The following is a 24535-nucleotide window of genomic DNA, read 5'->3' on the forward strand; positions in this document are numbered from 1 at the left end:
TGACTAGATGTCTACCCAGATACTCCCCTTCTGAGAGCTTTCAACTGCCTTTCCGATAAACCTCACTCCTGCCAAGCCGTCTTCGACTGTTGGGAAATCGGCTCCAGACATGTCTTCTCCACTCTTCTTCTTTATAAGAGTTGTTGCGAAATTCCGGTAGATGTTTGCAAAGGCTTCATAATATCCTTCTGGATGTCCGGCCGGAATTCTAGAAACGCTTGCAGCATTGGGCAGCATGTATCCACCACCCCTTGAGAGAATCTGGACCGGTTCCCCAACGTATGCTATCTTCAGGTAGTTTGGATTTTCCTGTTCCCACTCTATTGATCCCTTGCTTCCGAATATTCTGACTTTAAGGCCATTGTCATGACCAACAGCAACCTGGGAAGCCCAGAAGACACCCCGTGCCCCATTGCTGAATCTAACGAGGATTTCGGCGTTATCATCCAGGGTTCTGCCCGGGACGAACGAGTCGAGACTGGCACAAAGCGACTTGAGCTTGAGGCCCGTGATGTAGGAAACTGTATTTTCAATGTGACTTCCAATATCGCCGACACAGTTCGATTTTCCGGTCTGTGAGGGATCCGTTCTCCATGCTGCCTGCATGTTGCCGGTATCTTCCAGTCTTGTAGCTAGCCAGTCCTGAGCGTACTCACCCATGACAACCCGAATTTCACCTATTGCTCCATTCTGTATCATTTCCCTTGCGTGTTTTACCATTGCATAACCGGAATAAGCGTATGCAACGGCAAAAAGCAAATTCTTCTTTTTTGCCAAATCCGCAAGTTCCTGTGCTTCAGATTCGTCGATTGCAAGAGGCTTTTCACAAACGACGTTTATATTTGCTTCAAGAAATTCCTTGGCAATTGGGAAGTGAGTGACATTTGGAGTACAGATACTTACGAAGTCAATTCCATCTTCTCGCTCAGATTCTTTTCTCGCCATTTCTTTGTAGTCCTTGTATACTCTATCATCAGAAACTCCAAGCTTTTTGGCCGTTCTTACAGTGTCGTCATAGTAAATCGAAAAACATCCGGCTACAAGCTTTGCAAGGCCGTCGATTGCTATTGCCTTTCTATGAACGTCACCGATAAACGAACCCTCGCCGCCGCCTACCATTCCATATCTTAGCTGACCAGCAGAGGCGACTTCCTTGCCTTCAATCATCTCTCTCACCTCTCGTATATGATGTTTTCTTACGAACAAAACACTAAGAAGATAAGGAATTTCTCCTATTCTCTAAAATTATAGCTAAAACCAGACCTAATTCTTGCATTGCATCTGACCAAAAGAACGAGTGAAAAACGAAAGAATTTTGCGAGAAACTGCATTGACTTTTGCTGTTTTCATCAGATGAAGAATAATCATCTCAGATCGTTCCTGAAGCGCCTATAGGATGTTCAAGTGAATTCTCGCAGCATCGATTTAATTTTTTGCCCCATAAAAATATTTATCAGTTTAAGACTAAGGCGGGCTACCCGCCTTAGTTGAGGTAAGTCTGGAGCCCCTTCTTGATTCTGCTCATCATCAAGAGGAATAATATGGCAGTCGTTAGACATATCCAGAGAATCTGAATGGTGAAACTTGACCAGTTAATGCTGCGATTTACGATATCCTTGAGTACGACAAATGACCAGTATGTAGGTGACCAGAAGAATATGAAATGTAGTCTTTCGGGAAGTATGAAGCCAAGTATTACAGGCATCAGGAGTAACCAGCCGCTTATCTTCATGTTTGCAATCCCGCTCATCTGTGAAGACGAGATTACTCCGATGAGAAAACCGACGACAATACCGATAATTGAGCTAGAAATGGTAACTATTATTAGTTTCAGATAATCCATAGTGGGCAAGTCGAGAATCAGAACGGCCAGAAATGAGTGAATCAAAGGAATGATAATCCCAAGGATGCTTCTTCCGAGAATGAGTTCGCTCTTTTTTATTGGTGTTACCATGAGAGCTCTCATTGCTCCTGATTCTTTTTCTTCGATGATATTAAACCCTATTACCATTCCTCCCAAAACAAAGGAGATGATTACAACGAAGGTGAATCCGAATACTGTTACCGGTGCGACAAATCTTCCTTGATCGCTTTCTTTAAAATCGATATATCTCGTCGTATCAGATTGAAGTCCTGTGAGGATGATCTTTGCAATCTCTTCTATTTCTTCCGATTCGTTACCCTGAAGAAAGAGATTAAATGATTCGTCTTTCTTGTATATAGCCACAGAGTCATCAGATCGTCCGACTCTTTCTTTCATTTCCGCTTCGGATGAGACGGGTTCGACGCTACCAAACTTCTCAAGAGCTTCCAAAGTGGCCTTCTGGTCTTTCAGAGAAACGAACGATAAAGAAAGACTCTGAAAATCAGGAGCTATGATTCTGAAAAAGAATGAGAAGATTATCGGGGCCACGAGTATGTATATCACCATCTTATCTCTAACACCGTTGATGGTGTCTATTCTGAAAACACTGAGTATCCTTTTCATTCTCATGATCTCACATCCGAACCCTTCGTATTCTGAGCTTATAGAGATTGACTGCTATCACAAAAGCCAACACCGCTTCGACCGCTACCAATATCAGGTAGGACATACCTGTTGAACCCTGATGAGGGAAAACAGCTCCTTGCAACGAGAAGAGAATGGGAAAAGTAGGAAGTATTCTCAGATACCAGGGAGAAAATCCTTCCAGGTAATATGAAAGTATCGGTAATGAGAAAATTACCGTCAATGTCAGCATAGCCGCAATTGACTGAGATAGGTTCTCATAGAAACTTGCAGCTATTAGAGAAACGGATGTCGAGAGGAAGCTCCCAACTGAGACAATCAAAACAAACTGCAAGTACTCAGCTTGGAGGCCAACCGTGAGAGCCGTGAGAATGATCGCGAAAACTATCCCTAAAATCATGAGAAAGATCACTTTGGCTCCCAGATATTCCCAGACTCTTCCCGGTGTCACCGCAAATGCGTCGAGGGTCTTCTGAGATTTTTCGCTGAAAACCATTGCAAAGACCATTATCATACCCATCATTACGGCTTCAAACATCAGGAAGATCGGAAGAAAAGACTTGTTAAAGGGGATATCGAGTCCATCATCTTGTTTTCCCTGAAGGTACTGGACACTGTTGCTGGAAATCGGCTGATTATCTGAACCATGTAGAAGATGGGCAACCACTAGTTTCACAAGCTCTCTGGTTTTCGTGTCTTCATGTCCCTGGAAAACCAGCTCAAATGATGGGGAAGCTGTATCGCCTCTCATAATTACGCCAACACTATTGAAACTTCTATTGAGTGATTCATAGAGCTCATCACGACTGTTGACAAATGAAAGTGACGATTCGGAACTACGATCACTGGCTTCGATCGCTCTCGCGATTTCCTCGTTTTCAGTTAGAAGAATTAGCTGTGTGCTGGTTGAAAGATCCTCGGGAATCAGAAATGTCATCAAAAGGAAGTAGGCCACAGCCAGCATTACGGTAAGCAGGAAGAAGTGACTCCTCCAACCTAGTATTATTTCCTTAGAGATGTTCGTGAAGAGTCTCATATTTCTAACTTCTCTCCGGTCACTTTAATGAAGATCTCTTCAAGGGTAGCTTCTTTAGAATGAATCGTCTCAATCACCTCATGGTCAAGAAGAGAATTGAGCTTCTGCCGATCAGCTTCGTAAACAAGAGAAAGGCTTTCCCTCTTCAGAGAACTATTTTTCCTGTATTCAATTTCCACCAGTTTCTTACCATGCTGTAGTTTTAGATTCCTCGGGGAGTCAATGAGCGAAATCTTTCCAGAAACAATGAATGCCACCCTATCACATAGTTCATCGGCGATGTGCATATTATGCGTCGTCAGAAAGATCGTTGTGCCCTTTTTCTTCTTCTCTTTGATTAATTCTTTTATTGCTGCGGAAGTTGATGGGTCTAGCCCGGAAACAGGTTCGTCCAGAAACAAGACTTTCGGATTGTTAATGAGAGAACGAGCAAAGACCAGTCTTTGTTGCATCCCTTTGGAGTATTCTCCTACCCTTTTTTTAGCAACGTCTTTCAAGCCGATCATGTCAAGCATATGGGCTGGATCTTCTGTTGGTACATCGTACAGACTGGCAAAATACTCAAGGTTCTCGATACCAGTCAGCTTGAGATAAAGATTAGGATTTTCAAAGGAGACGCCTATGTTGTTATAGAAGTCAGGGGTAGTTGCAGAAAAATCGACATCCATGACCCTTACTTTTCCCTTTTGGACCGGTAAGAGGCCCGTTAATATTCTCTGAGTCGTCGACTTTCCTGCCCCGTTTGGACCGAGAAAACCGAAAATCTCTCCCTCCTTGACTTCGAAAGAGATGCCATTTACGGCGAACTCTTCGTCTTTCCCGTAAGAATAGTAAAGATCACATACCTGAATCATAGTCTTCTCTCCTTTTCATACCGTATTCAAGAAGATTAATTAGAGAGAGGTACTTCTTCCTCGTTTCGTCAGTAATCTTCCCATTGCTGCTGGATCTTATCATTTCACTCAGTGAGAGCATGAAGGCAGTAATCAACTTCGCAGATAGCTCCGGATCCACCCAATCAGCTAATTCACCGTTATTCTTTCCTCGTCTAATCAAGGAAATAATAAAATCATCGCTTGATGGAGCATATTCTATCAGAACCTCATCCATCAAAGGTTTGTTTGCAACGAGACTGTCACTGATCTTCAAAAGCCGAGGATCTTCCTCGGCCATCTTAATTCCTGCTTCAACCATTACCCTTAATGTTTCAAATACACTCAGTTCTCTGTGTGAGATTTCGATGCCCGTCATAATCTCCATCTTTTTCTTGTAGATAATGTCCAGAACATATCTGAACAAATCAGACTTGTTTTCGAAGTACTGGTAGAAGCTACCCTTCGGGATTGAAGATCTTCGGACTATCTCGTTGACTCTTGAATTTTCATATCCATTCTCTGCAAACTCATCTATGGCGGCTTCCAAAATTCGTTTTCGCTTCGTTTTCGGCAAGTTGTAGAAAGTCTCCTTTGGCACTCAAACATCTCCTTTGTGACCGACAAGTCATATGACTAATCAGTCACATTATACTCCTTGTGGTATTCTGAAAGCAAAGATTCGATATAGCTGAACAGCATTGTTAACTTGAAATTAAGGAGGCCATTGTTCAAAAGTCGTTTCCTGGATTTCTATTGTTTTTTTAGTAGCGTGGAAACGAAATGGAAGAGTTTTGGATCATCGCAAAGTTGAGTATTTTGAGAAATCAAATGAATGAACTCTTCTTTTTCTTCCTGATGCTTTCACAAAAAAAGGAGAGCAGCATATGCCGCTCTCCTTGTAGATCAGCTAATTACTGGAGAACGTCGATAGTTATAAGTTTCAGTGGAATTATTACCTTAGGTTCCACAGTTGCGCCGTTGATGATTCTCTGTGCCGCGATAACTGCCATCTGCATCTGTAGATAAGGCTGCTGTTGAACTGTAGCAACCATTTCACCGGCTTTTATGGCTGCAATTGCATCATCTGTGGCATCAATTCCGACAATCTTTATTTCGTCCAGTCTTCCCGCGGCAACCACTGCCCTAACCGCGCCGAGTGCCATCTCGTCATTGTGTGCGTAGATTCCGTCCAGCACCGGGTTACCTTGAAGAATGTCTTCCGTAACTCTTGCACCTTCTTCTCTTGAGTAATTGGCTGTCAGTGATGCTACTACTTCGATACCTGGGTACTTCTTAAGTTCGTCCATGAAACCTTTCTGTCTGTCAACTGCCGACGGTGCTCCGGGTATCCCCTCAAGGACGGCTACTTTTCCTTCTCCGCCAAGTGCTTCTGCCAATGCTACTGCGGCGAGCATACCTGCTTCCTTGTTATCGATGTCTAGATGCTGTTCCACTACTCCACCGTTTGAAGGTCTTGTCACAGTGATAACCGGAATTCCGGCTGCGTTTGCTTCAAGAACTGCCGAGACTATTGCGTCAGAGTCAACAGGGTTGATGATCAACACATCTACTCTTCTCGTTATGAGATCCTGAATCTGAGCAAACTGAGTTTCTGGCTTATCCTGAGCGTCCAAAACGATCATCTCCAAACCCAGTTCGCTTGCCTTTGCCTCTCCCCCTTCCTTCATAGTTACGAAAAAGGGATTTGCAAGTGTAGAGACTGAAAAACCGATGGTTTTTGCAGCAAAGCCTGTTAGCGCAAACAATCCGATCACAAGAACTACCAAAAGCATTCGTTTCATGTTACCCCTCCTTTTTTGATAGAGAATCTTAATCACTACGTTTTGCCAGTACGGCAACGAGTATTATTACTCCTTTTACTATTTGTTGAAAGAACGATGATACTCCTACGAGATTCATTCCATTATCGATAACTCCTATTACCATGGCGCCCAGGAGAGTGCCCAGAACTGTACCTACACCTCCGGAAAGAGATGCTCCCCCAAGTATTACAGCCGCTATTACATTCATCTCAAGTCCTTCGGCGGCAGTCGGCTGAGCGGAAAGCAATTTGGAAGTTATGAGAATGCCACCAAGCGCACTCATGAGACCGGAAATGACGAAGGCAAGAACCCGGTATTTCCTCACTGGTATCGCTGATAGCCTAGCTGCTTCCCTGTTTGCTCCAATTGACTTCACATACACTCCGTGTTTTGTTCTGTTCAGAACAAAGAAGGCGAGAATGAAGACTCCGGCAGCTATTATCGTTGAAACCGGTACTGGTCCGAGATAGCCAGCACCCATTATCGCGAAATCTACAGGCAATCTGGATATCGGCTTTCCTCCGGTCCAAACCAGTGCGGCTCCCCTTGCAATCCCCATCATAGCAAGTGTCACTATGAAGGATTGGACTCGACCGTAAACAGTCAGAACGCCATTCGCAAACCCGATTCCGACCCCAAGTATCAACCCCGCAATCAGGCCTAGGAAGATGGAGCCCGTTGCATTAAGAACCGCCGCAGTTGCAACTCCAACTAATGCTGCAGAAGAACCAACAGAAAGATCTATCTCACCTGTGAGGATTACAAAGGTCATTCCAATAGCGACAATTAGAGTTATCGACACCTGCCTGGTAATGTTCAGCAGATTCCTAGAGGTGAAGAAATATGGTGACATCAATGAGAAAACCACCATTAATGCTACAAGGATTAAGATCAGCCCTAGTTCACCCTTTAGCAATCTCAAAAATTTGTTAACAAACGCCGATCTGTCATTTTTCTCAGTCTCATTTTCCATGTGCATTAACCTCCAAGCGCCAGTGTCAATAACTGCTCTGTAGATGAATCTTTACCTTCAAGTTCGGCGACAATTGTTCCTTTTCTTATCACAAGGATTCGATCGCATATCGCACTCATCTCCCGGAATTCAGATGACAATATCAATATTCCTGTACCCCTATCGGCAAGGTAGTTGATCAGAGAATAGATCTCTGTCTTTGCACCGATGTCAATTCCGCGAGTCGGCTCATCAAGTATCAAGATATCTGGTTCACCACAAAGCCATTTTCCAATAACAACTTTCTGCTGGTTTCCACCAGAGAGATTCTGGACTGCCATTTTTATGTCTAAAGGTCTTATTTTTAGTTTTTCTGACGTATCCGTTGCAATTTCTGATTTCTTTTTGCTCGAGATTATTCCGTTCTTAATGGCGAGATCGATGTTTGCAACACAGATGTTATGTTCTACGTTGAGCCTAAGAAATAAGCCCTGTTCCTTTCTATCCTCTGGAATGAAAGAGATACCATGTCTCTTTGCATCATCGGGCGAGTTTAATCTCACTTCCTTGCCAGCAATTGAGAGCTTTCCCTTTATAGCCCTGTCTGCTCCGAACAAACCGAGGGCAAGTTCGCTTTTTCCAGAACCGATTATTCCCGTTATACCGAGGATCTCGCCTTTTTTCAAGCTAAAACTGACTGGAGCAAGCATCTTGTCGGTCTTGAACTCTTCTATTTCCAACAGTGTATCTTCGGATGGTCTCCCCTCTCGTACCGGGAACTCTTCTTTCAAGGTTCTTCCAAGCATTGATTTTACCAGCGTCTTTAGATCCACCTTATCAATTTCGAAGGTTCCGGCGTTTTGACCGTCTCTCAGTACGGTGGCTCTGTCACACACTCTAAAGACTTCATCAAGATGATGGGAGATGTAGATCATGTTCACTTTTTTTAGTTTCAGATCATCCATAATCTCAAACAGAGTATCGATTTCCACTCTGCTCATACCGGTTGTAGGTTCATCGAGAAGAAGGATATTGGCGTTTATCGATAGCGCTTTTATTATTTCCACTATCCTTTTCTGCCCAAGACCTAGGTCTCTGACAAGAGTGCTAGGATCTATTTCGATTCCGAAGGAAGATAGATACTCCGCTGCTCTTCGAATGAGCTCTTTCTTTCTTAAAGTTCCAAAGAAGGATGTGGTAGGTTCGTGACCCAGGAATATATTCTCGGCGACTGTTAGTGAGTCCACGAGACTTAGTTCTTGATATATTGCGCCTATTCCTTTGTGTCGTGCGTCTACGGGGTCTTCAATCGTTACTGTTTTTCCTTGGACCTGAATAGTCCCCGAATCCATTTTATGAACTCCGGTCAGGATCTTTATCAGTGTAGATTTTCCAGCTCCGTTTTCGCCAAGGAGCGCATGTACTTCACCTTCGCTCAGCTCGAAGCTTACATCCTTCAGAGCATGGATTCCACCAAAAGATTTATATATTCCTTCCAGTTTCAGCGCAATATCTGGCACCTGTTACACCTGCCTTCTTAGTAACTTCTCGACGCTTTTCGGAGCAGGGATAGAAGTTTGAGCACCGGAGATTGTAGTGCTCAATGCTCCTGCTGCATTTGCCCACTCTAGAGATTCCTTCAGATGCATACCCTTCGATAAAGCAGCTGCCAAAGCCCCTGAAAAGACATCTCCAGCCGCAGTTGTGTCCACACAGTGAACGTCAAAGGGCTTCAAGTCCATGAAGTCATTGCCATCAACTCCAACAACGCCTTTTTCGCCAAGAGTAATTATTGGTAGATTGAAGCCCATTGAACTTAGTCTTTGGAGGGCAATCCGCGCAGATTCTCTGTCGTGGACATCTATGCCTGTCAGAATCCTCGCTTCGGATTCATTAGGCTTTATTAAATTGATCAAAGGCGCGATGGAATCGGGGAACCCATTTCTAGGAGCAGGCGCGGGATCGACTATCGTAAACATTCCATTTTCATGGGCCAGTTTGATTGCCCTGAAGATTGTCTCCTGTGCTATTTCCATTGTTAGCAAAAGAATACGCCCGCGTTTGAAGAGATCAGAGTTTTTCTCCACGTCTTCAGGAGAAAGCCGCGCATTACTACCCGGGGTAAAAGAAATCGAGTTTTGCCCATTTTTGTCAACTCTTATCATTGCAATACCCGCTGTGCTTTCGGGATCCCTAAGTATTCTGGAAGTGTCTACCCCTTTTTCCTTCATCATCTGGATCAGTTCTTCACTGAATCCGTCACCACCAAGTTTCGTAAACATCTGAACTCTCGCGCCACTGATTGCCGCCGCAACTGCTTGATTTCCTCCCTTTCCTCCCGGGTAGGTACTGAAGTTGTCTGTGAGAACAGTCTCTCCAGGCTCAGGAAGTCTATCCATTACCATCACTAGATCCATGTTCATGCTTCCCATGCAGAGAATCTCTCCGTTAAATGCGTAATCAATCATCGTAGCCCGCCTCTCTAAGGGATTCAACGGTTTTCATAAAGCTTCTGACGTTGTTTGGATCAACGGGATTCTTCCAGTTGTTGTCCCTCTTGAAGTAGCTTCCGACGATTGCTCCATCGGCAAACCTAAGAAGTTCACCTACGTTTTCTTTTGTCAAACCACTTCCGATCATCACCGGAATGCTTACAGCTTCACTGAAACTCTTTACTTTTTCTGCGTTAGGTGCCTGCCCGGTCTCAAATCCCGTAACGATTAGAATTTCTGCCCCTTCCGATTCGGCGTCATGAGCCTGTTCCTCAACACTTCTGTCAGAAATAATGAAATGACTCCCATGTTTCACATTCACATCACACATGAACTTAATCTCTTCTGCGCCTATAAGTTTTCTGTATCTAGAAAGCTCTGCCCCGATGCCTTCCGTCAAACCCGCGTGAGAAACATACGCATTGACCCATTCGAAGATTCTTATCCATTTTGCGCCACCAGCAACTGCGGCGGCGAGTGCTGCCTTTCCTCCATTGAGATGGCAGTTCACACCTACAGGTATATTGACGGCTTCTCTCACACTTTGAGTCGCTACTGCCAGGGCAGCGGAAGTCTCGTGACCGATCCTTTCCCCTTTGAGATATGGAAAGTCCCAGATGTTTTCAATTTGAAGTCCATCAACACCACATCCCTCCATAATTCTCGCTTCTTCAATAGCGATCCTGAGAATCTCCTTCATGCCCAGTTTTTCGGGATCGTATCTCGGTGATCCTGGAAGGGGACGCAGATGTATCATTCCAATAATCGGTTTGCCTTTTTTGAATATGCTGCTTAGAACTTCCCTATCTCTTCTCACATAACCACCTCTTTTTCTTTTGGCGCAGATGAAATCGTGATACTTGAACTGAGCCTTTTGCCAAAATCTAGAAATCGACTCCGGAAACCAGGATTATGTTTGCATATGGGGTGAATTCCCCAGTCTTAACGAAGACTTTTACCTCTTTGCCCTGAAGACTTCCATTTAAAACGAGATCCTTGAACTCCGGATGAGGAATGTTCTCTTCAATAATGTCGTTGCCCTTGTTTTTCACTTTAGAGACTATCTCCTTTAGCTGAGAATAGATCTCGGGACTTACTGATCTGGTCTCGTCAGCAATGATTACCTTTTCAATCTCGAGCTCTTCAAGAACGACTTTAACGACATCCACGAATCTTGGTAGATTTCTTCCGACTGACACGTCAATGCATACAGTGTTCCCATGCCTAGGAAAGGGAAAACCTCTATCCGTTATTACCAGCATGTCACCGTGCCCAAGCCTCGCGACTTCTCTCGAAAGATCGTTGTGAAGAATGCCTTTTGTTTTCATCATTTCACCTCCAAAGATTTGTCAAACTTGCGTTGATTCTCTTACAATAAGATGTGAATCGAGTTCAATCTTTCTTGTGTCGACGTATTCTCCATGTTGCTTCTTAATAATCTTTTCTAGAAGCAGTTTCATCGCTGTCCGTCCAGCTTCGTACTTAGGTTGATCGACAGTGGTCATTGACGGAATCACCAGCGATGAATACAGAACGTTGTCGAAGCCGGCTATGGCGATATCTTCGGGGATTTTCAAACCATTTTGTTTTGCCGCCTCGATCGCTCCCCACGCCATCATGTCGTTTCCAGCAAAAACGGCTGTAGGCCTTATCTTAAGCTTCAAAATGTATTGCTTCATTATCTTGAAACCATCTTCGTACTTGAAACCACCAAAATAGATCTTCAGGTTTTCGCCTTTAATACCGTCCTTTTCTAATTCGCTACAAAAGCCTTGAAGCCTCCTGACTGCGCTTGGAACATCTTTAGGACCAGATATACAAGCGAATCTCTTGTGGCCTTTGTCCAGCAAGTGCCTTGCCAGTTGAGCGGAACCCTTGAAGTTATTCGTGTATACTACATCAATTAACGGGTTTTCTATTTTGAGGTGCCTATCGAGGATTACCATAGGCATTCCATTGGAGAGATCGGCTAGAAGCTCCTCATCCATTCTCGGTGCCACATTTATGACACCATCTACTCCATGTCCAAGAAAAGAAATCAAGGTTTCTTCTTCTCTGTAACTTCTTCCATCACTATTACAAAGAAACATCTGGTAGTCGTGCTCGAGAGCTATGCTCTCTACCCCCCTGGCAATCTCGGCGAAGTAGGGGTTTGTTATATCTGGAACCAAGAGACCAACGAGAAAGGACTTTCTGATTTTGAGGCTTCTCGCTATTTTGCTCGGTCTGTACTGTAAAGCGTCTATAGATTCCAGAACAACTCTCTTTAGCTCCGGGCTGACGTATTTTTTGCCAGACATAACATTTGACACTGTGGCAACCGATACCCCTGCACGCTTAGCAACATCTTTCATGTTCGCCATTTAAATCTATCCCCTCTGACCTGCCAGTTAAACGTTTAGTTAATCGTTTAACTACAGTGTATCATCATTCTTTTATTTGCCAAAACTCGATTTTCTTCGAATGAAGCTGATCATTTTTGCTGAAAGGCAATTAAGTGCTTTTATCTCATCCAATCGCATCCATTTCTGCAGTCGCGCAGTTCACTTAACGGGCAAATCCATAAGGATAACGGCGAGACGTTTTGGAACAAGTGAGTGCTAATTCCCTTTTCTGTTAAAGATTAGTGAATGATCTAGCCGGTTATGCTAGAAAAATATCGATCGTACTATAATGGATGAGATCAAGTTATGCGGTTACTTACTTAAGCATTAACGGAGGTGGTTATGTGAGTGATACGAAGAGGTTATACAAGTCTAGAAAGGACAAAGTAATAGATGGTCTCGCAGGTGGAATAGCAGAGTATCTGGGGGTAGATCCGGTGATTGTAAGGCTGGTGTTTGTTGCTCTGATCTTCGCAGGTGGTGCCGGATTGATTATATACATAATTGGTATGTTTATAGTACCCAGGGCACCTATCAATAGCGAGAACAACGTCGTGATAATGGATGAAGAGGGGAAGCCGATAGAAGAGGGAAAAAAGGAAGAATTCTCTGATAGCAAGAGTAAACTGATCATCGCGGCGCTTCTCATAGTATTTGGGATAGCCCTTCTTTTAGGATCGTTTACTCCCTGGAACATTTTCAGCGGTATCTTCTGGAAAACCGTTATAGGTGTTGTATTGATTGCAGGTGGAGGATTTGTGATCTATAAATCAATAAATAGGGGATGATCCTATGAAGATCGCATTGGGATTGATCTTTGTCCTGGTTGGTGTTTTGCTGATCTTCGGTCTATTTACGGGAGACACTCTTCTAAATGCTTTGGTCAATTTGGCGAATTTCTGGCCGATCATTCTTGTTCTGGTAGGAATGAGCATACTTGCTAGCATTAGGGGACTCAGGTGGATCAGATACTTGAATACAATACTTATTGTAGCTTTTGTGCTGTTCGTTTTCTTCTGGCCCTCTCCATTTCTTGCCGGTAAGAAGGCCGTTAGCGATACCGTAGTATTGGAGAGTTCCGATTCTGCAGCGAGCATCGAAATTCAAGTCGACCTCGCAATGTCGAACATAAGTTTAGAACCCTTAAGAGATGAAGTAGCATCTTCTACGGTTGCCGTGGTCGATTATGCCGTACGTGGTTCAGGTCTTAAAATTGAACAGGATATAACTCAGCTGTCGCAGAGGTTCATAATGAAACCGGAATCGAACGTTTCATGGTTGGGAACAAGTACAGTCGTTATGAAACTTAATCCCGCTTATGACTATGTTCTAAAGTTTAACGGGGCTGTCATGAACTGCAATTTTAGTCTAGGGGAGCTTAGAGTTGATGAACTTAGAATTAACGGAGCGATCGTCAAGGCAATTGTTTCTATGTCAGCAGCGGGCTTTACGAATATGAAGGTCAATGCCGCGATAATCAATTCAGAGATCCACATACCGGAGAATATTCGGGCGATTCTTAAACCTAGCGCTGCAATAAAGAACGTAAAAACGGATTTACCTTATACAGGCAATGAAGAATATGTATTCGAAAGTGTTTCATTTGATTTCAGTTCTTACATTACTTTGGAAAGCGCAATAATGAATTTGAAGGTCTTACGCTGAAGCTATCTTCAAAGCCTTTTCACAAATCGAGATTTCCATAGGTAGGCTTCCTACGACTTCTCCGTCCATCTGAATAATTACATCTCTGTCGCTTTTCAAAGAGATGTTTTTGGCGGTTCGATAGCTTACTGTATTAACTACCAAATGCTCCCCTCGATAGATCTTCGGAAAGTGATAAAGCAGACGCAATTTCGACATCTTTGAAACACCCACAACGTCAAAATATCCGTCATCCACCAGGGCTTTGGGTGCTATCCTCATTCCACCGCCAAAGTAATTTCCGTTGGCCATGGTCAAGAAGAAGTAGCTGCCTGAAGTTTCTTCTCCGTCGACAATGAAAGTTAAAGGATAAGTTTTCGAAGTGAAGAATTCGATCAGAAAAGAAAGCAGGTACGCCATCTTGCCGCTTGTCTTGAATCTTGATTTAATCATTCTAACTGTAATTGCTGCGTCAAATCCGGCTCCAACTACATTAACAGCGTACCGTGAAGCTTTCACGCCGTTCATGTCTACATAGGACACCTTAAGCAGATCGATTTTTCGAACGTTTTCACCCGCAGCTATCTTGACCATTTCTCGATAATTGTGCTTTAGATTGATCGTTCTAGCGAGATCATTACCGGAGCCCAGAGCGATGATGCCTACCGAAGCATTCGATTTTCCCTTTATCATCCCATTTACGATCTCGTTTAGTGTGCCATCTCCCCCCACACTGATTATTCGATCGTAGTTCGGGTTTTTTGTCACAAAACTTAGAGCATCTTCAGGACCAGTAGTAATGTGGATGTCGTAGTCAGCTATTTCCTCTCGGAGCAATGAGGAAATGCTTTTTTCAAAGTCCCTGCCGGCTTCACCGTGACTAGCATTTGGGTTAACTACTACGAGGGTCTTCAATCGTGTTACCTCCGCCTATGCCGCGATGGTTGATTTTAACACAACTTTTCAGATCATGGATTCCAGTTTGTGAACTATAAAGGCTGCAACATCTTCAGCGAAAGTTCCGGGCCCGAATCCGGCGTCGTATCCAAGTTCTTTGGCCAATTCATGAGTAATTCTCGCTCCACCGGCTATCAGAATGATCTTTTTTCTTATGTTTTCAGCTTCGAGAAGCTCGACGAGCGAAGTCATGTTTCTAAGATGGACGTTTTTGGCCGTAACAGTTTGAGACACGAGAATTGCGTCCGCATCAAGTTCTATTGCCTTTGAGACTAACTCCTCATTTTGAACCTGACTGCCGAGGTTATAGGCATCGATATTTCTGTAACGTTCGAGGCCATAGTGCCCCGCAAAACCCTTCATATTCATAATTGCGTCAATACCAACTGTATGAGCGTCGGTACCTGTGCTAGCACCAACAACAACGATTCTTCTCTTTATTCTCTCTTCAATAAATCTGTCGATCTCCTCCATCGACATCTTTTCAAGCGTAATTTTTGGCACTCGAATTGCTGTGTAGTCAATAGCGTGAGAAAATTCTCCGTAGGCGACAAAGAATGTGAATCCGATTGTTATTTCCTTTGAAAAGACGATTTGCGGGTTTTTCAACCCCATCTTGTGTATCATTTGCTTAGCTGCTTCATCGGCCTCGGGCCCTCCAGGCACTGGCAAAGTAAAGCTGAGCTGGACTTTGCCGTCATTCAGCGTGTCTCCGTATGGAATTACTCTTGTTAAGTCTATTTCAGAGGGAAATTGATTCTTCTTTTCAGAGCAGTTATCCATGATTGCGCCCCCCAAGCATTTTCTCGATAAATGGATTTCTGTATTTCGACCCCTTTCTTACTACCCCATCCAAACCTTTTCCTCCATGTGGGGATCTCTTGACGTTTGCAAAAGTGCCTCTTTCGAGCGTTTCAAAAAGACCTATCGATTCGATTTCCCTTAGCAGTTGAAGAGCTTCCTCAAGAACCGTCGCTGCTCTAGTCTGAATTACTCCGTTGTCTTTGAAGGTTATCTCATCGCCTAGATCGCGCAGATTGTTGAAAACATATCTTGCGTTTTCGATCGCAAGGTACCTATCGCTCATAAAAGGAGTGTGAATTGCCTCGGTAAGCATTCCCAGAAGCTGAATCCCTTGATTTGTCATTATAGATATCACATTGAATAAGGTGTCCTGGGCGTAGCCCATAAAGATATTTCCAGTCATGAACTTTGTAGGGGGCATGTACTTCAAAGGTGCCTTCGGGAAGATCTCTCGACTCATTTGTGCTTGAGCAAGTTCATACAGAAAACCGTTTTCAATTGATGGATCCATTTCGAAGGCATGACCGAGCCCCATCTGCTCTTCGGGTATACCTGCCATGAGAGCCAGGCTTTCATTTATTAACTGAGAAGCGAGTACTGTGTGCGCTTCTTCAAAAGCATCTGCCGTCGTGAGGTAATTGTCTTCTCCTGTATTTATTATGACGCCCGCAAATCCATTTATTACTCTCGAAAAATACTGATCTATCAAAGTTCTCTTCATGTTTATGTCTCTGAATAGAATTCCGTAGAGAGCATCGTTCAACATTACATCCAGTCTTTCGATGGCTCCCACTGCAGCTATTTCCGGCATGCACAGACCGGAGCAGTAATTGCAAAGCCTTATGTACCTACCGACCTCTTTTCCGGTGTCGTCGAGAGCCGACCTCATTATTCTGAAGTTCTCCTGTGTAGCGTATGTGCCTCCAAATCCTTCAGTTGTTGGCCCGTAAGGCACATAATCAAGGAGACTCTGGCCCGTAGACCTGATTACAGCAACTATGTCCGCTCCTTGTCTTGCGGCTGCTCTTGCCTGAATAACATCTTCGTAAATGTTTCCCGTCGCGACTATCACATACAGGTAGGGCTTTTTTCCCTCACCCAGTTCACCGATCAAAGACTCACGTTTTTCTCGATTCAACTGGACTTTTCCTACAGCATCATTCACGAGTCGGTCGATGCGATCGAAAACTTCATCTTGAGATCTGTAACTCAGACTTCTGAGATCGAGTCTTCCAAATGAGATTTCTTCTGCAATCTTTTGCGGCGAAAGTCCCGTTTCGAGAATCGCATTTCCGATCACATAGGCAGCACCATCATTAATTAGGTTTGATGATTTAAGGTGATCTACTACGACATTTGGGATTGGAATTCCATAATCGTCAACACCATCTATACCAAAAAACCTGCAGATCGCCCTCTCGATACTTACTGTCGTGTGCTCTTCAACAAAGTTATGAACTTCACTGGCAATCCTTTGGGCATAATCTCTTGCTTCTTTGACTTTGTTCATGTTCAGATTCAGCTTTCCATTCATTCGCAACTCTCCTTCAGCTTTCTTATTATCAGTTCAACGAACTCTCTGTCTAATCCCATAAGACGCGCTATTGTTACTGCCTCCCTAGGAAAGGCCGCATTGCTTTCTATTTCTACAAGTGAATGATCCACATAATAAGAGATTTCCCTTCCGATTTCATTTCTCATTCTTTCACGGTCAAGCCCTTTAATAATAAACAGCTTCGCTCCTTCAATCTCCAGGGCTTCTTCATAGTGGGATGTAAGGATGGTTCGACATCTCTGATTTCGACTAAGATACTCTGCCGAAGCCATAAGAAATGCCGGACCTTCTACGGGGTTTGTATTCCTTCCTATTTCATCAAACAAAAACAGGCCTCTGATATCCATATGGATTATCTCTAGAGCCTTCTTCAGATGGTCTACTTCTCCGGCGAACGATGACAGCCCATCCAAAAAAGACTGTTTGTCGCCACTGTAGTAGACAATCGCATCATATACAGGAATAAAGGCTCTCTTCGCTGGCACGAAAAGTCCATGCTGAAACATTGTCTGAAGGAGAGCAACAGTTCTGAGAAGAACCGATTTGCCGGTCATGTTGCCTCCGATAATAACGGATCTTCTGTCAAAACTGGCGCTAAATGGTTGAAAACTCCTGCCGCTTTTGTTAAGGGATGCAGCTAATTCAGGATTGACCAGTTCTTCAAATTCATATTCTCCCGAACTGATTTCCGGTTTACTGAGACCGAGTTTCCTATTGAACTCTACTAGCGCTACGATCAGGTCAATCTTCCCGATTGTTGTTGCAGAGCTTTGAAGGTCTTCTCGATAAGTGATGAGCTTGCCGGAAAGATCAGCTCTTACTTTCTCTTCGATTTCAAAATTCAGACGGATAAGTTCATTGAGACTCGCTTCGTCATACTCTTCTCTATTTCTCTGAAGTCTATAAAGCTTTTTTCTTACAACCGCGAGAGCATTATCTAACTTGTCAGAAATGTAGAAACTCTCTGTTCCAACATCGTCGGGATCTAGAAAAGAAAACACAACTGACAGGTCGGGAAGCTGCATCCACGAACTGCACTCTCCAATCTCACTTCTCAGTCTTTCTGACCAATAGGCGAAGCTCTTTATCTCAAACAGTTCAATATCGTCGAGAATCTTCCCAGGGGAGAGATTTGAAATAGTTCCCCTAATGTCCCGTACCCTCGCTAGAATAGACTTGAGGGACTCTACTTGTGATTTTCTCTCGTTCACCTCAAGCTGTCTCTTGTGAAAAGCCTCTATATCCTCATCCCTTTTCAAGAAGGTCATAGCGCGCAATTCCTCTCTGCCCATAGGAGTAACGGGATCAATGAGAGAGAGGATGTACTCAAATCCACAATCCAAATACTTCAATTTGAACTCTCCTCCAAAACGTCTAGTACTGGCACATCAATCTTGCTTTCAAGTGACTTTATAAGTTTATCTGATTGAATCTTGAACCCGTTCGGTGCTAACGGATTCACTGTGACTGCGATCAGGTGCGTCGGATGCAAGACTTCTAGGTGGCCTCCCGCTCTTTCATACTTTGCGAGAGTTAACTCGTCAAAGAAAACTTGTGAAAAATCCTTCAAGATGATTCTAGTATTCTTTTCTGCTAAGGCAAGAAGAACTGAACATGTAAGCGAACCATTAATGTAAATCGTTCTCCCGGCAAGTTCATGCTTCAAGGATTTTGCTGTTAATGGAGAAGGGCTTAATCTTTCGAAAACTCCGTCTTTCTCTACCCACAAACCGGTTCCTAGCGGAGCAATTCTTTTGTGGAGCTCGAGTTCTGTGCCTGGAAGAGAAAGCAATCTCACTACAAAACTGGTCTTCCTACACAGTTCCTCCAAATTCATCGATAATGCCGCACCGGTGGCGAGAATAACTCCGTCCGAAACTAGAGGCGTACCCGGACTCATTCTTGAAGTTGAGCCGTCGATCAGTATCTTTTCACAACCGTAGGATCTCATTGTGTTTACAGCTTCACTCAGATATTCAAGAATAGATGGCCCCGATATTATGACTTTCCCATCGGCTTCCGCCCGCGCAAAAACCGTTCTTCCTAGAGGAGATCTGTAGTCTCTCAAATCTATTACGGTAGCAGAAAAACTTCGATGACGGAAATCCCTCTCAGATGTGACGAAATAAGTCCCTCTGCTTAGAGTTATCTCCGGCTTCTCATTAAGGTAAACTTGGTCTCTCTTTTCACCCTCTAGGCCGGTAGATGTTACTCCTGCAGTTGTGCCCTTTTCTCGAAATTCTTTTAGCATTTGGTTCAAAACAACAGTCTTTCCTGTATTCTTCTCAAGACCGATCACCGATATTACTTCAATTCCCTCGGCCAAATCTGATATTCTGATCCGACGCTTCATTCTCCCTCGAATAGTAGAAGCGCCTCTCCGTCAACTGCCATCTCTCCGTTGTTTTTTTCTACGGTTGTTCTTACAGATAATCTCTTTTTCTCAACTTTGATTTCGAGGATTTCTATAGTAATTAACACTTCTTCTTCAAGAAATATTGGTTTGAGGAATCTTACCTCCTGTTTCATGTATATGGAGCCGGGTCCAGGGAATTCATTTCCTAGAATCGCGGAAATTATCCCCACAGACAGCATTCCATGAGCGATTCTTCTGCCAAAACGCGACTTTCTTGCGAATTCCTCATCTGTGTGAACGGGATTCCTGTCTCCGGTCAAGTTCGCAAAGGAGTCAACCATTTCGGCTGTAATTTTTCTTCTGGTTGAGAAACTCTGGCCCACGAAGAAGTCTTCGAATTTCATTTTCTCACCTTCTTCTCCTTCCACTTCTTTATCCTGTCTCTTCTTTGAAGTGTCGTAGGCTCGAAACTCATCGAATTTCCGTAAAGAAGATCTGATACTCCTGTGAACTCGTATTTCTCTCTGTACACTCTGTCATCAACATCGCTAGAAGTGTCATCTGGCTCATGATATGTGGTGATTACTCCTTCGTAGTTTCTCAGAACGACGACTCTGTCTGATTCGGAAATATTGTACTGAGGCATTACTCGAATCTTACCGCCCCCACCTGGAGCGTCAACGACGAATGTTGGAACGCATAATCCCGACGTGTTGCCGATCAATGATTCCATGATTCCAATACCTTTTCTAATTGAGGTTCTGAAATGACCGATTCCCTGAGAGAGATCACACTGATATATGTAATACGGTCTCACTCTGATCTTGACTAACTGATGCACTAGTTCCATCATTATATATGGAGAATCGTTAACTCCTCTGAGGAGTACCGACTGGTTTCCCAGTGGTATACCTCCATCTGCGAGCATTTCGCATGCCCTGGTTGAATCGGGAGTGATTTCGAGAGGATGATTGAAGTGAGTATTTATCCATACGGGATGATATTTTCTGATCATCTTCACGAGTTCTGGAGTAACTCTCTGTGGGAGAACGACGGGCGTCCTAGTTCCAATTCTAATAATCTCAACATGGGGGATCTCCCTGAGTTCGTTGAGAATGTACTCCAGATAATCGTCTCCAACAAGTAATGCGTCTCCCCCGGAAAGCAAGACATCTCTTACTTCAGGAGTTTCCCGGATATATTCAATAGCATCATCGATTTCCTTCCGGGTTCTCGCCCTGTCGAGCTGTCCAGCGAATCTTCTTCTAGTACAATGCCTGCAGTACATCGAACACTGGTCGGTTATAAGGAAGAGGACACGATCGGGGTATCTGTGAGTTAGTCCTGGTACAGGAGAGTCCTCATCTTCGTGAAGCGGATCTATCATATCCCATTTGTCGATTTTTAGCTCTTTGTCGGTTGGAACGGCCTGCCTTCGTATAGGGCATCTTTGATTATTGGGGTCCATCAGCGTTGCGTAGTAAGGTGTTATTGACATTCGTAGCGTTCTGAGACATTCGGCGACTCCATGAGCTTCTTCTTCGGTGATGTCGATAATCTGCCTTAACGCATCAACGGTCTTGACTCTGTTGGCTACCTGCCACCGCCAGTCACTCCACTGAGCAGGTGTTACATCTCTCCACATTGGTATTTCTCTGTAGTCACGCATTTACGCCACCTCAAATGTATAGCTTTTGAAAAAGCCTTCTAATTTCACTAGATTCCCTTAAGATTCCTAGCGCAAACTCAGCATGGCCCTTAGTATATCCATTCCCTATCATCATTGTAATATCCTTTCCAACACCTTCAGCGCCCAGCGCGGCTCTGGTAAAAGATGTAGCCATGCTGAAGAAATATACAATTCCGTTGTCTTTTGCACATAGAATAGACCCCATCTCTGTTCCGGGAACATTGACATTATTAATCACCACATCACAGAGATCGCCTTGTGTAAACTCAGTGATTTTTTCATAGACTTCGAGAGGTTTTGTTGCATCGGCAATGATAACTTCGTGGGCAAGGCCAAGCTTTCGAATTCTCTCTGCATTCTCCACTGAATATTCTACTACAACAACCTTCCCCGAATCGCGACACTTCTTCATAGCTGCATAACAACAGAGTAAGCCGGATTTTCCGCCGCCTCCAAGAATTGCTACATTCATACCCTTTTTTACTAGTTTGTCAACCTGTGCCGGTGCACCAGCAACATCAAGTACCGCCAGGGCCATTTTAGGGGGGATATCTGACGGTAGCCGTGCGTAAATTCCGCTTTCAAATAACACTGCCTTTCCTTCAATATCTATCTGGTCCTTTTCGAGATGTACTTGAACAATCCTTTCGATATTTAAAGGTGTCAGCGATAGCGAAACAAGAGACGCAATAGTATCGCCTATCTCTAAATCTCGTCTCAAAAGGTCTTTCCCGATCTTTGACACTTTTCCGATAAACATCCCCCCTGAACCCGTAACTGGATTCTGCAGCTTACCTCTCTCCCTTACTATATCCATAATCATGGACGAGATTTTTGTCACATCATCTTCACAGGCTTCTCTTATCTGAGTAAAACTTGCCGAGTCCACGTTTAAAGTTGTGACGTCCACCAGGATTTCATTATCGTATAGGTCCAAAGAGTTGTCGATCCTTAACGCTGCCTGCGGAAGGAATCCCGCGGGCTCGATCACTCTGTGACTTCCATAAGGGCATCCTTTCACTGATTCTTCCTCCTGATTCCAAGGATTTCTCTTGCTTCTTCGGGGCTGGCTACGTCCCTACCCAGTTCATTCGAAATTCTTACAACCCTCTCGACTAGTTGAGCGTTCGAAATTGCCAGCTCACCTTTCTTGTAGTAGATATTGTCTTCGAAACCAACTCTAACATGCCCTCCAAGGAGAATAGCGGCAGTTGCCAGAACAAGCTCGTTCCTTCCAATTCCGGCCACCGTCCACGTGCTTCCTTGAGGAATTGCTCTCACCATGTGAATCAGATCTTCAATATTCCCGGGGCAAGCTCCAGGAACACCGAGGACAAAATCAAAATGTATGGGGCTATCTATCAAACCCTTCTTAAGCAATTTCAAAGCGTTTTCAATCATTCCCCTCTCGAAAACTTCAATCTCAGGTTTAATTCCTCTTGCTTTCATCTCCTGTGCGAAAGTTTCCATAGTATCCTGTGAATTGAAAAAAACATCTTCACCAAAGTTACAAGTACCTGCCGAAAGAGTCGCCATCTCAGGATTGAGCTCTAGAGGCTGAGCCCTCTCTCTTACTTTGTGCCACACTGCTCCGCCAGTTGAAGGCTGAAAGATCAAATCGCATTTCTCTGCGATTCTCTCCTTGATTTCTCGGTAAACTTCTAAATTCTGCGTAGGTTTCCCCGAAGAATCCCTAGCGTGAATATGAACAATACTTGCTCCTGACAGAAAGCAGTCATACGCTGCATCAGCGATCTCTTCAGGAGAAATCGGAAGAGCGGGTTGCTGATCCTTCATTACTTCTGCGCCCGTTAATGCAGCAGTAATTATGAGTTTATTCATAGCGCTTCCTCTGTCTGCTTTTCGGGACAACGCATGTCCCACTTGCCCTGCATACCAGTACTGGTTCTGACAGTAACTCTGCGGCAGAATCGTTTATTTCAGGCCTGGTCTGTACAACCTTGAATGCCTGAAACAACATTTTTCTGGATGTATTTCCGGACGAAATAATCTCTCCTGTGGCTTCAATGTAATCTCCCGCATAAACCGGCGCGATAAATTCGATATTATCATAGGCCTTGAATAAGCCCTCGTCTCCATCGTTTCTTATAAGAAGTTCTGTGGCGACATCGCCAAACATCTGAAGGATTCTTGCCCCGTCAACTAGGTTGCCTCCATAGTGAGCATCGTTAAGACTCATTCGCAACCTGATCATGACTTTTGTCATCATATTCGCCCCCTCATTTAATTGTGCCTCTAAATTGTGACGGTCGCAAAGCTTGAGGCCGGTGATTAAAGGCTTGTAGAGTCGAACATTCGTCTCTAAGTCTTTCTTCCTATTCTGTTATACACGATTTTTCCGAAAATAGCCTCCCGAACTTCACGGGGTAAAGGTCTGGCTTTCTGGTATGCTATAGATAACGGGATGCGGCGGGAAGGAGAGATGTATGTGGTAAGGACCTTGATAATGGCAGGCGGCATAGGTGAGAGGCTTTGGCCTGTAAGTGTTAAGAAAAGGCCAAAGCAGTTTCACAAGTTTGGTTCATCGAAGACAATGATTGAAGAGACTATTGAAAGAATGGAAAAGGTAACAGATGAGATAATCATTATAACAACAAGGGAGCAGTTTCCTTTGATGCAGTACTATCTACCGCTCTTCCCGGGAGAGAACGTAATCTTTGAGCCCATGAGAAGAAATACAGCTCCCGCAATAGCATTGGGCAGTACCAGATTTAGCCCTGATGACATCATGGTTGTCGTTCCCGCTGACCATGTTATAAGAGATGAAGAGAGTTTCCTCAAGACTCTGAATAAGGCAATCAAGTACGCCGAATCAAATGATTCGCTAGTTACGATAGGGATTACCCCCACTTATCCTTACACTGGTTATGGTTATATCGAGCGGGGGAATGCTGTTGATGATAATGAAGAAGTATATTCGGTAAAGAAGTTTCATGAAAAACCAGACTATGAAACTGCTCAGCATTATGTCCAATCCGGCAGATTTCTATGGAATTCCGGCATCTTTGTTTGGAAGAAGAGCGTTTTCGATTTGGAGCTCTCGAAGAACTTCCCGGATCTGTTTTCTGCAATTTCGGAGATTAGTAAGAGACCAGAAGACATAGAAAAGATCTACGAAAGGCTTCCAAAGATCTCAATTGATTATGGTTTGATGGAGAGGTCCTCAAAAGTAGCAACTGTACCGGCAAGTTTCTACTGGAACGATATTGGCTCGTGGGATGCAGTTTATGATTTGCTGATCAAAGACAAGAACGGGAATGCAGTCGAGGGGGAGTTTTCTCTAAAGGACGTGAAGAACTGCCTTTTGATAAATCATACCCAGAAGAAACTAGCCGTATCGGGAATTGAAGGCTTCATATTGGTAGCAACCAGTGAGGGAACGTTGGTTTGCAGACGAGGAGAGTCACAAGATATAAAGGAGATAATAAAGTAAGGAG

The 24535-nt window shown here is 43.9% G+C and carries 25 protein-coding genes; 3 read left to right on the top strand and 22 right to left on the bottom strand.

Going from position 1 to position 24535, the window contains the following annotated elements; genetic code table 11:
- Positions 1-3: 3 nt before the first annotated feature.
- From THEBA_RS10440 to THEBA_RS10495, 12 genes are all read right to left on the bottom strand, one after another.
- Positions 4-1167, bottom strand: coding sequence for a Gfo/Idh/MocA family protein (locus THEBA_RS10440; RefSeq protein WP_014731502.1), 1164 nt, complete (start codon positions 1165-1167; stop codon positions 4-6).
- A 316-nt stretch (positions 1168-1483) separates the two neighbouring features.
- On the bottom strand, positions 1484-2494 hold the full coding sequence (locus THEBA_RS10445; RefSeq protein ID WP_014731503.1) for an ABC transporter permease: 1011 nt from the start codon (positions 2492-2494) through the stop codon (positions 1484-1486).
- A gap of 4 nt (positions 2495-2498) precedes the next feature.
- Positions 2499-3545 carry an ABC transporter permease gene (locus THEBA_RS10450; RefSeq protein ID WP_014731504.1) on the bottom strand — a complete coding sequence of 349 codons (1047 nt, stop codon included), beginning with the start codon at positions 3543-3545 and terminating at the stop codon, positions 2499-2501.
- A complete protein-coding gene (locus tag THEBA_RS10455) occupies positions 3542-4399 on the bottom strand; it encodes an ABC transporter ATP-binding protein (protein ID WP_014731505.1) in 858 nt (285 codons plus the stop codon). Before THEBA_RS10455 ends, THEBA_RS10450 begins: the two co-directional genes overlap by 4 nt.
- On the bottom strand, positions 4383-5018 hold the full coding sequence (locus tag THEBA_RS10460) for a TetR/AcrR family transcriptional regulator (RefSeq protein WP_014731506.1): 636 nt from the start codon (positions 5016-5018) through the stop codon (positions 4383-4385). The genes THEBA_RS10455 and THEBA_RS10460 overlap by 17 nt, the downstream gene beginning before the upstream one ends.
- Before the next feature lie 313 nt (positions 5019-5331).
- Positions 5332-6222, bottom strand: coding sequence for a substrate-binding domain-containing protein (locus THEBA_RS10465; protein ID WP_014731507.1), 891 nt, complete (start codon positions 6220-6222; stop codon positions 5332-5334).
- Between the two features lie 28 nt (positions 6223-6250).
- Entirely contained in the window at positions 6251-7216 is a 966-nt protein-coding gene (locus THEBA_RS10470) for an ABC transporter permease (RefSeq protein ID WP_014731508.1), read from the bottom strand.
- Between the two features lie 5 nt (positions 7217-7221).
- The gene (locus THEBA_RS10475; protein ID WP_014731509.1) at positions 7222-8715 is read right to left on the bottom strand and encodes a sugar ABC transporter ATP-binding protein; all 1494 of its coding nucleotides are present in this window, start codon (positions 8713-8715) and stop codon (positions 7222-7224) included.
- Between the two features lie 3 nt (positions 8716-8718).
- Positions 8719-9663: a ribokinase gene (gene rbsK, locus THEBA_RS10480; protein WP_014731510.1), complete on the bottom strand. Its 945-nt coding sequence runs from the start codon at positions 9661-9663 to the stop codon at positions 8719-8721.
- On the bottom strand, positions 9656-10504 hold the full coding sequence (locus THEBA_RS10485; RefSeq protein WP_014731511.1) for a BtpA/SgcQ family protein: 849 nt from the start codon (positions 10502-10504) through the stop codon (positions 9656-9658). The genes rbsK and THEBA_RS10485 overlap by 8 nt, the downstream gene beginning before the upstream one ends.
- A gap of 67 nt (positions 10505-10571) precedes the next feature.
- A complete protein-coding gene (rbsD, locus tag THEBA_RS10490) occupies positions 10572-11015 on the bottom strand; it encodes a D-ribose pyranase (protein WP_006487866.1) in 444 nt (147 codons plus the stop codon).
- A gap of 21 nt (positions 11016-11036) precedes the next feature.
- Entirely contained in the window at positions 11037-12050 is a 1014-nt protein-coding gene (locus tag THEBA_RS10495; protein WP_014731512.1) for a LacI family DNA-binding transcriptional regulator, read from the bottom strand.
- Between the two features lie 365 nt (positions 12051-12415).
- Here THEBA_RS10495 and THEBA_RS10500 point away from each other — a divergent pair, with 365 nt between their 5' ends.
- Both THEBA_RS10500 and THEBA_RS10505 read left to right on the top strand, forming a co-directional pair.
- Positions 12416-12859: a PspC domain-containing protein gene (locus THEBA_RS10500; protein WP_006487862.1), complete on the top strand. Its 444-nt coding sequence runs from the start codon at positions 12416-12418 to the stop codon at positions 12857-12859.
- Positions 12860-12863: 4 nt separating this feature from the next.
- Positions 12864-13736, top strand: a complete 873-nt coding sequence (locus THEBA_RS10505) for a hypothetical protein (RefSeq protein WP_014731513.1) — start codon at positions 12864-12866, stop codon at positions 13734-13736.
- On the opposite strand, the gene THEBA_RS10510 is transcribed toward THEBA_RS10505, so the two are convergent.
- The 10 genes from THEBA_RS10510 to kal are packed head-to-tail and all read right to left on the bottom strand — an operon-like array spanning position 13728 to position 23307.
- Positions 13728-14630, bottom strand: a complete 903-nt coding sequence (locus THEBA_RS10510) for a diacylglycerol/lipid kinase family protein (protein WP_014731514.1) — start codon at positions 14628-14630, stop codon at positions 13728-13730. The two genes, THEBA_RS10505 and THEBA_RS10510, sit on opposite strands and share 9 nt — an antisense overlap.
- A 48-nt stretch (positions 14631-14678) precedes the next feature.
- Positions 14679-15455 carry a lysine 5,6-aminomutase subunit beta gene (gene kamE, locus THEBA_RS10515; RefSeq protein ID WP_006487856.1) on the bottom strand — a complete coding sequence of 259 codons (777 nt, stop codon included), beginning with the start codon at positions 15453-15455 and terminating at the stop codon, positions 14679-14681.
- Positions 15448-17010, bottom strand: coding sequence for a lysine 5,6-aminomutase subunit alpha (gene kamD, locus THEBA_RS10520; protein ID WP_014731515.1), 1563 nt, complete (start codon positions 17008-17010; stop codon positions 15448-15450). Before kamD ends, kamE begins: the two co-directional genes overlap by 8 nt.
- Positions 17007-18383, bottom strand: a complete 1377-nt coding sequence (kamC, locus tag THEBA_RS10525; RefSeq protein WP_014731516.1) for a lysine 5,6-aminomutase reactivase ATPase KamC — start codon at positions 18381-18383, stop codon at positions 17007-17009. The genes kamD and kamC overlap by 4 nt, the downstream gene beginning before the upstream one ends.
- On the bottom strand, positions 18380-19384 hold the full coding sequence (gene kamB, locus THEBA_RS10530) for a lysine 5,6-aminomutase reactivase subunit KamB (RefSeq protein WP_014731517.1): 1005 nt from the start codon (positions 19382-19384) through the stop codon (positions 18380-18382). The genes kamC and kamB overlap by 4 nt, the downstream gene beginning before the upstream one ends.
- Entirely contained in the window at positions 19381-19791 is a 411-nt protein-coding gene (locus tag THEBA_RS10535) for a MaoC family dehydratase (protein ID WP_014731518.1), read from the bottom strand. Before THEBA_RS10535 ends, kamB begins: the two co-directional genes overlap by 4 nt.
- The gene (gene kamA, locus THEBA_RS10540; RefSeq protein ID WP_014731519.1) at positions 19788-21056 is read right to left on the bottom strand and encodes a lysine 2,3-aminomutase; all 1269 of its coding nucleotides are present in this window, start codon (positions 21054-21056) and stop codon (positions 19788-19790) included. The genes THEBA_RS10535 and kamA overlap by 4 nt, the downstream gene beginning before the upstream one ends.
- 10 nt (positions 21057-21066) lie before the next feature.
- Complete coding sequence (gene kdd / locus THEBA_RS10545) at positions 21067-22098, bottom strand: L-erythro-3,5-diaminohexanoate dehydrogenase (protein ID WP_014731520.1); 1032 nt, start codon at positions 22096-22098, stop codon at positions 21067-21069.
- Entirely contained in the window at positions 22095-22919 is an 825-nt protein-coding gene (gene kce, locus THEBA_RS10550; protein WP_014731521.1) for a 3-keto-5-aminohexanoate cleavage enzyme, read from the bottom strand. Before kce ends, kdd begins: the two co-directional genes overlap by 4 nt.
- Positions 22912-23307 (bottom strand): 3-aminobutyryl-CoA ammonia lyase, encoded by a 396-nt coding sequence (gene kal, locus THEBA_RS10555; RefSeq protein ID WP_006487845.1) that lies wholly within the window; start codon positions 23305-23307, stop codon positions 22912-22914. Before kal ends, kce begins: the two co-directional genes overlap by 8 nt.
- Positions 23308-23520: 213 nt before the next feature.
- On the opposite strand from kal, the gene THEBA_RS10560 reads away from it, so the two are divergent.
- Positions 23521-24531 (top strand): mannose-1-phosphate guanylyltransferase, encoded by a 1011-nt coding sequence (locus tag THEBA_RS10560; RefSeq protein ID WP_014731522.1) that lies wholly within the window; start codon positions 23521-23523, stop codon positions 24529-24531.
- Positions 24532-24535: the final 4 nt, after the last annotated feature.

The sequence above is a fragment of the Mesotoga prima MesG1.Ag.4.2 genome (genome assembly GCF_000147715.2).
Lineage (GTDB): Bacteria > Thermotogota > Thermotogae > Petrotogales > Kosmotogaceae > Mesotoga > Mesotoga prima.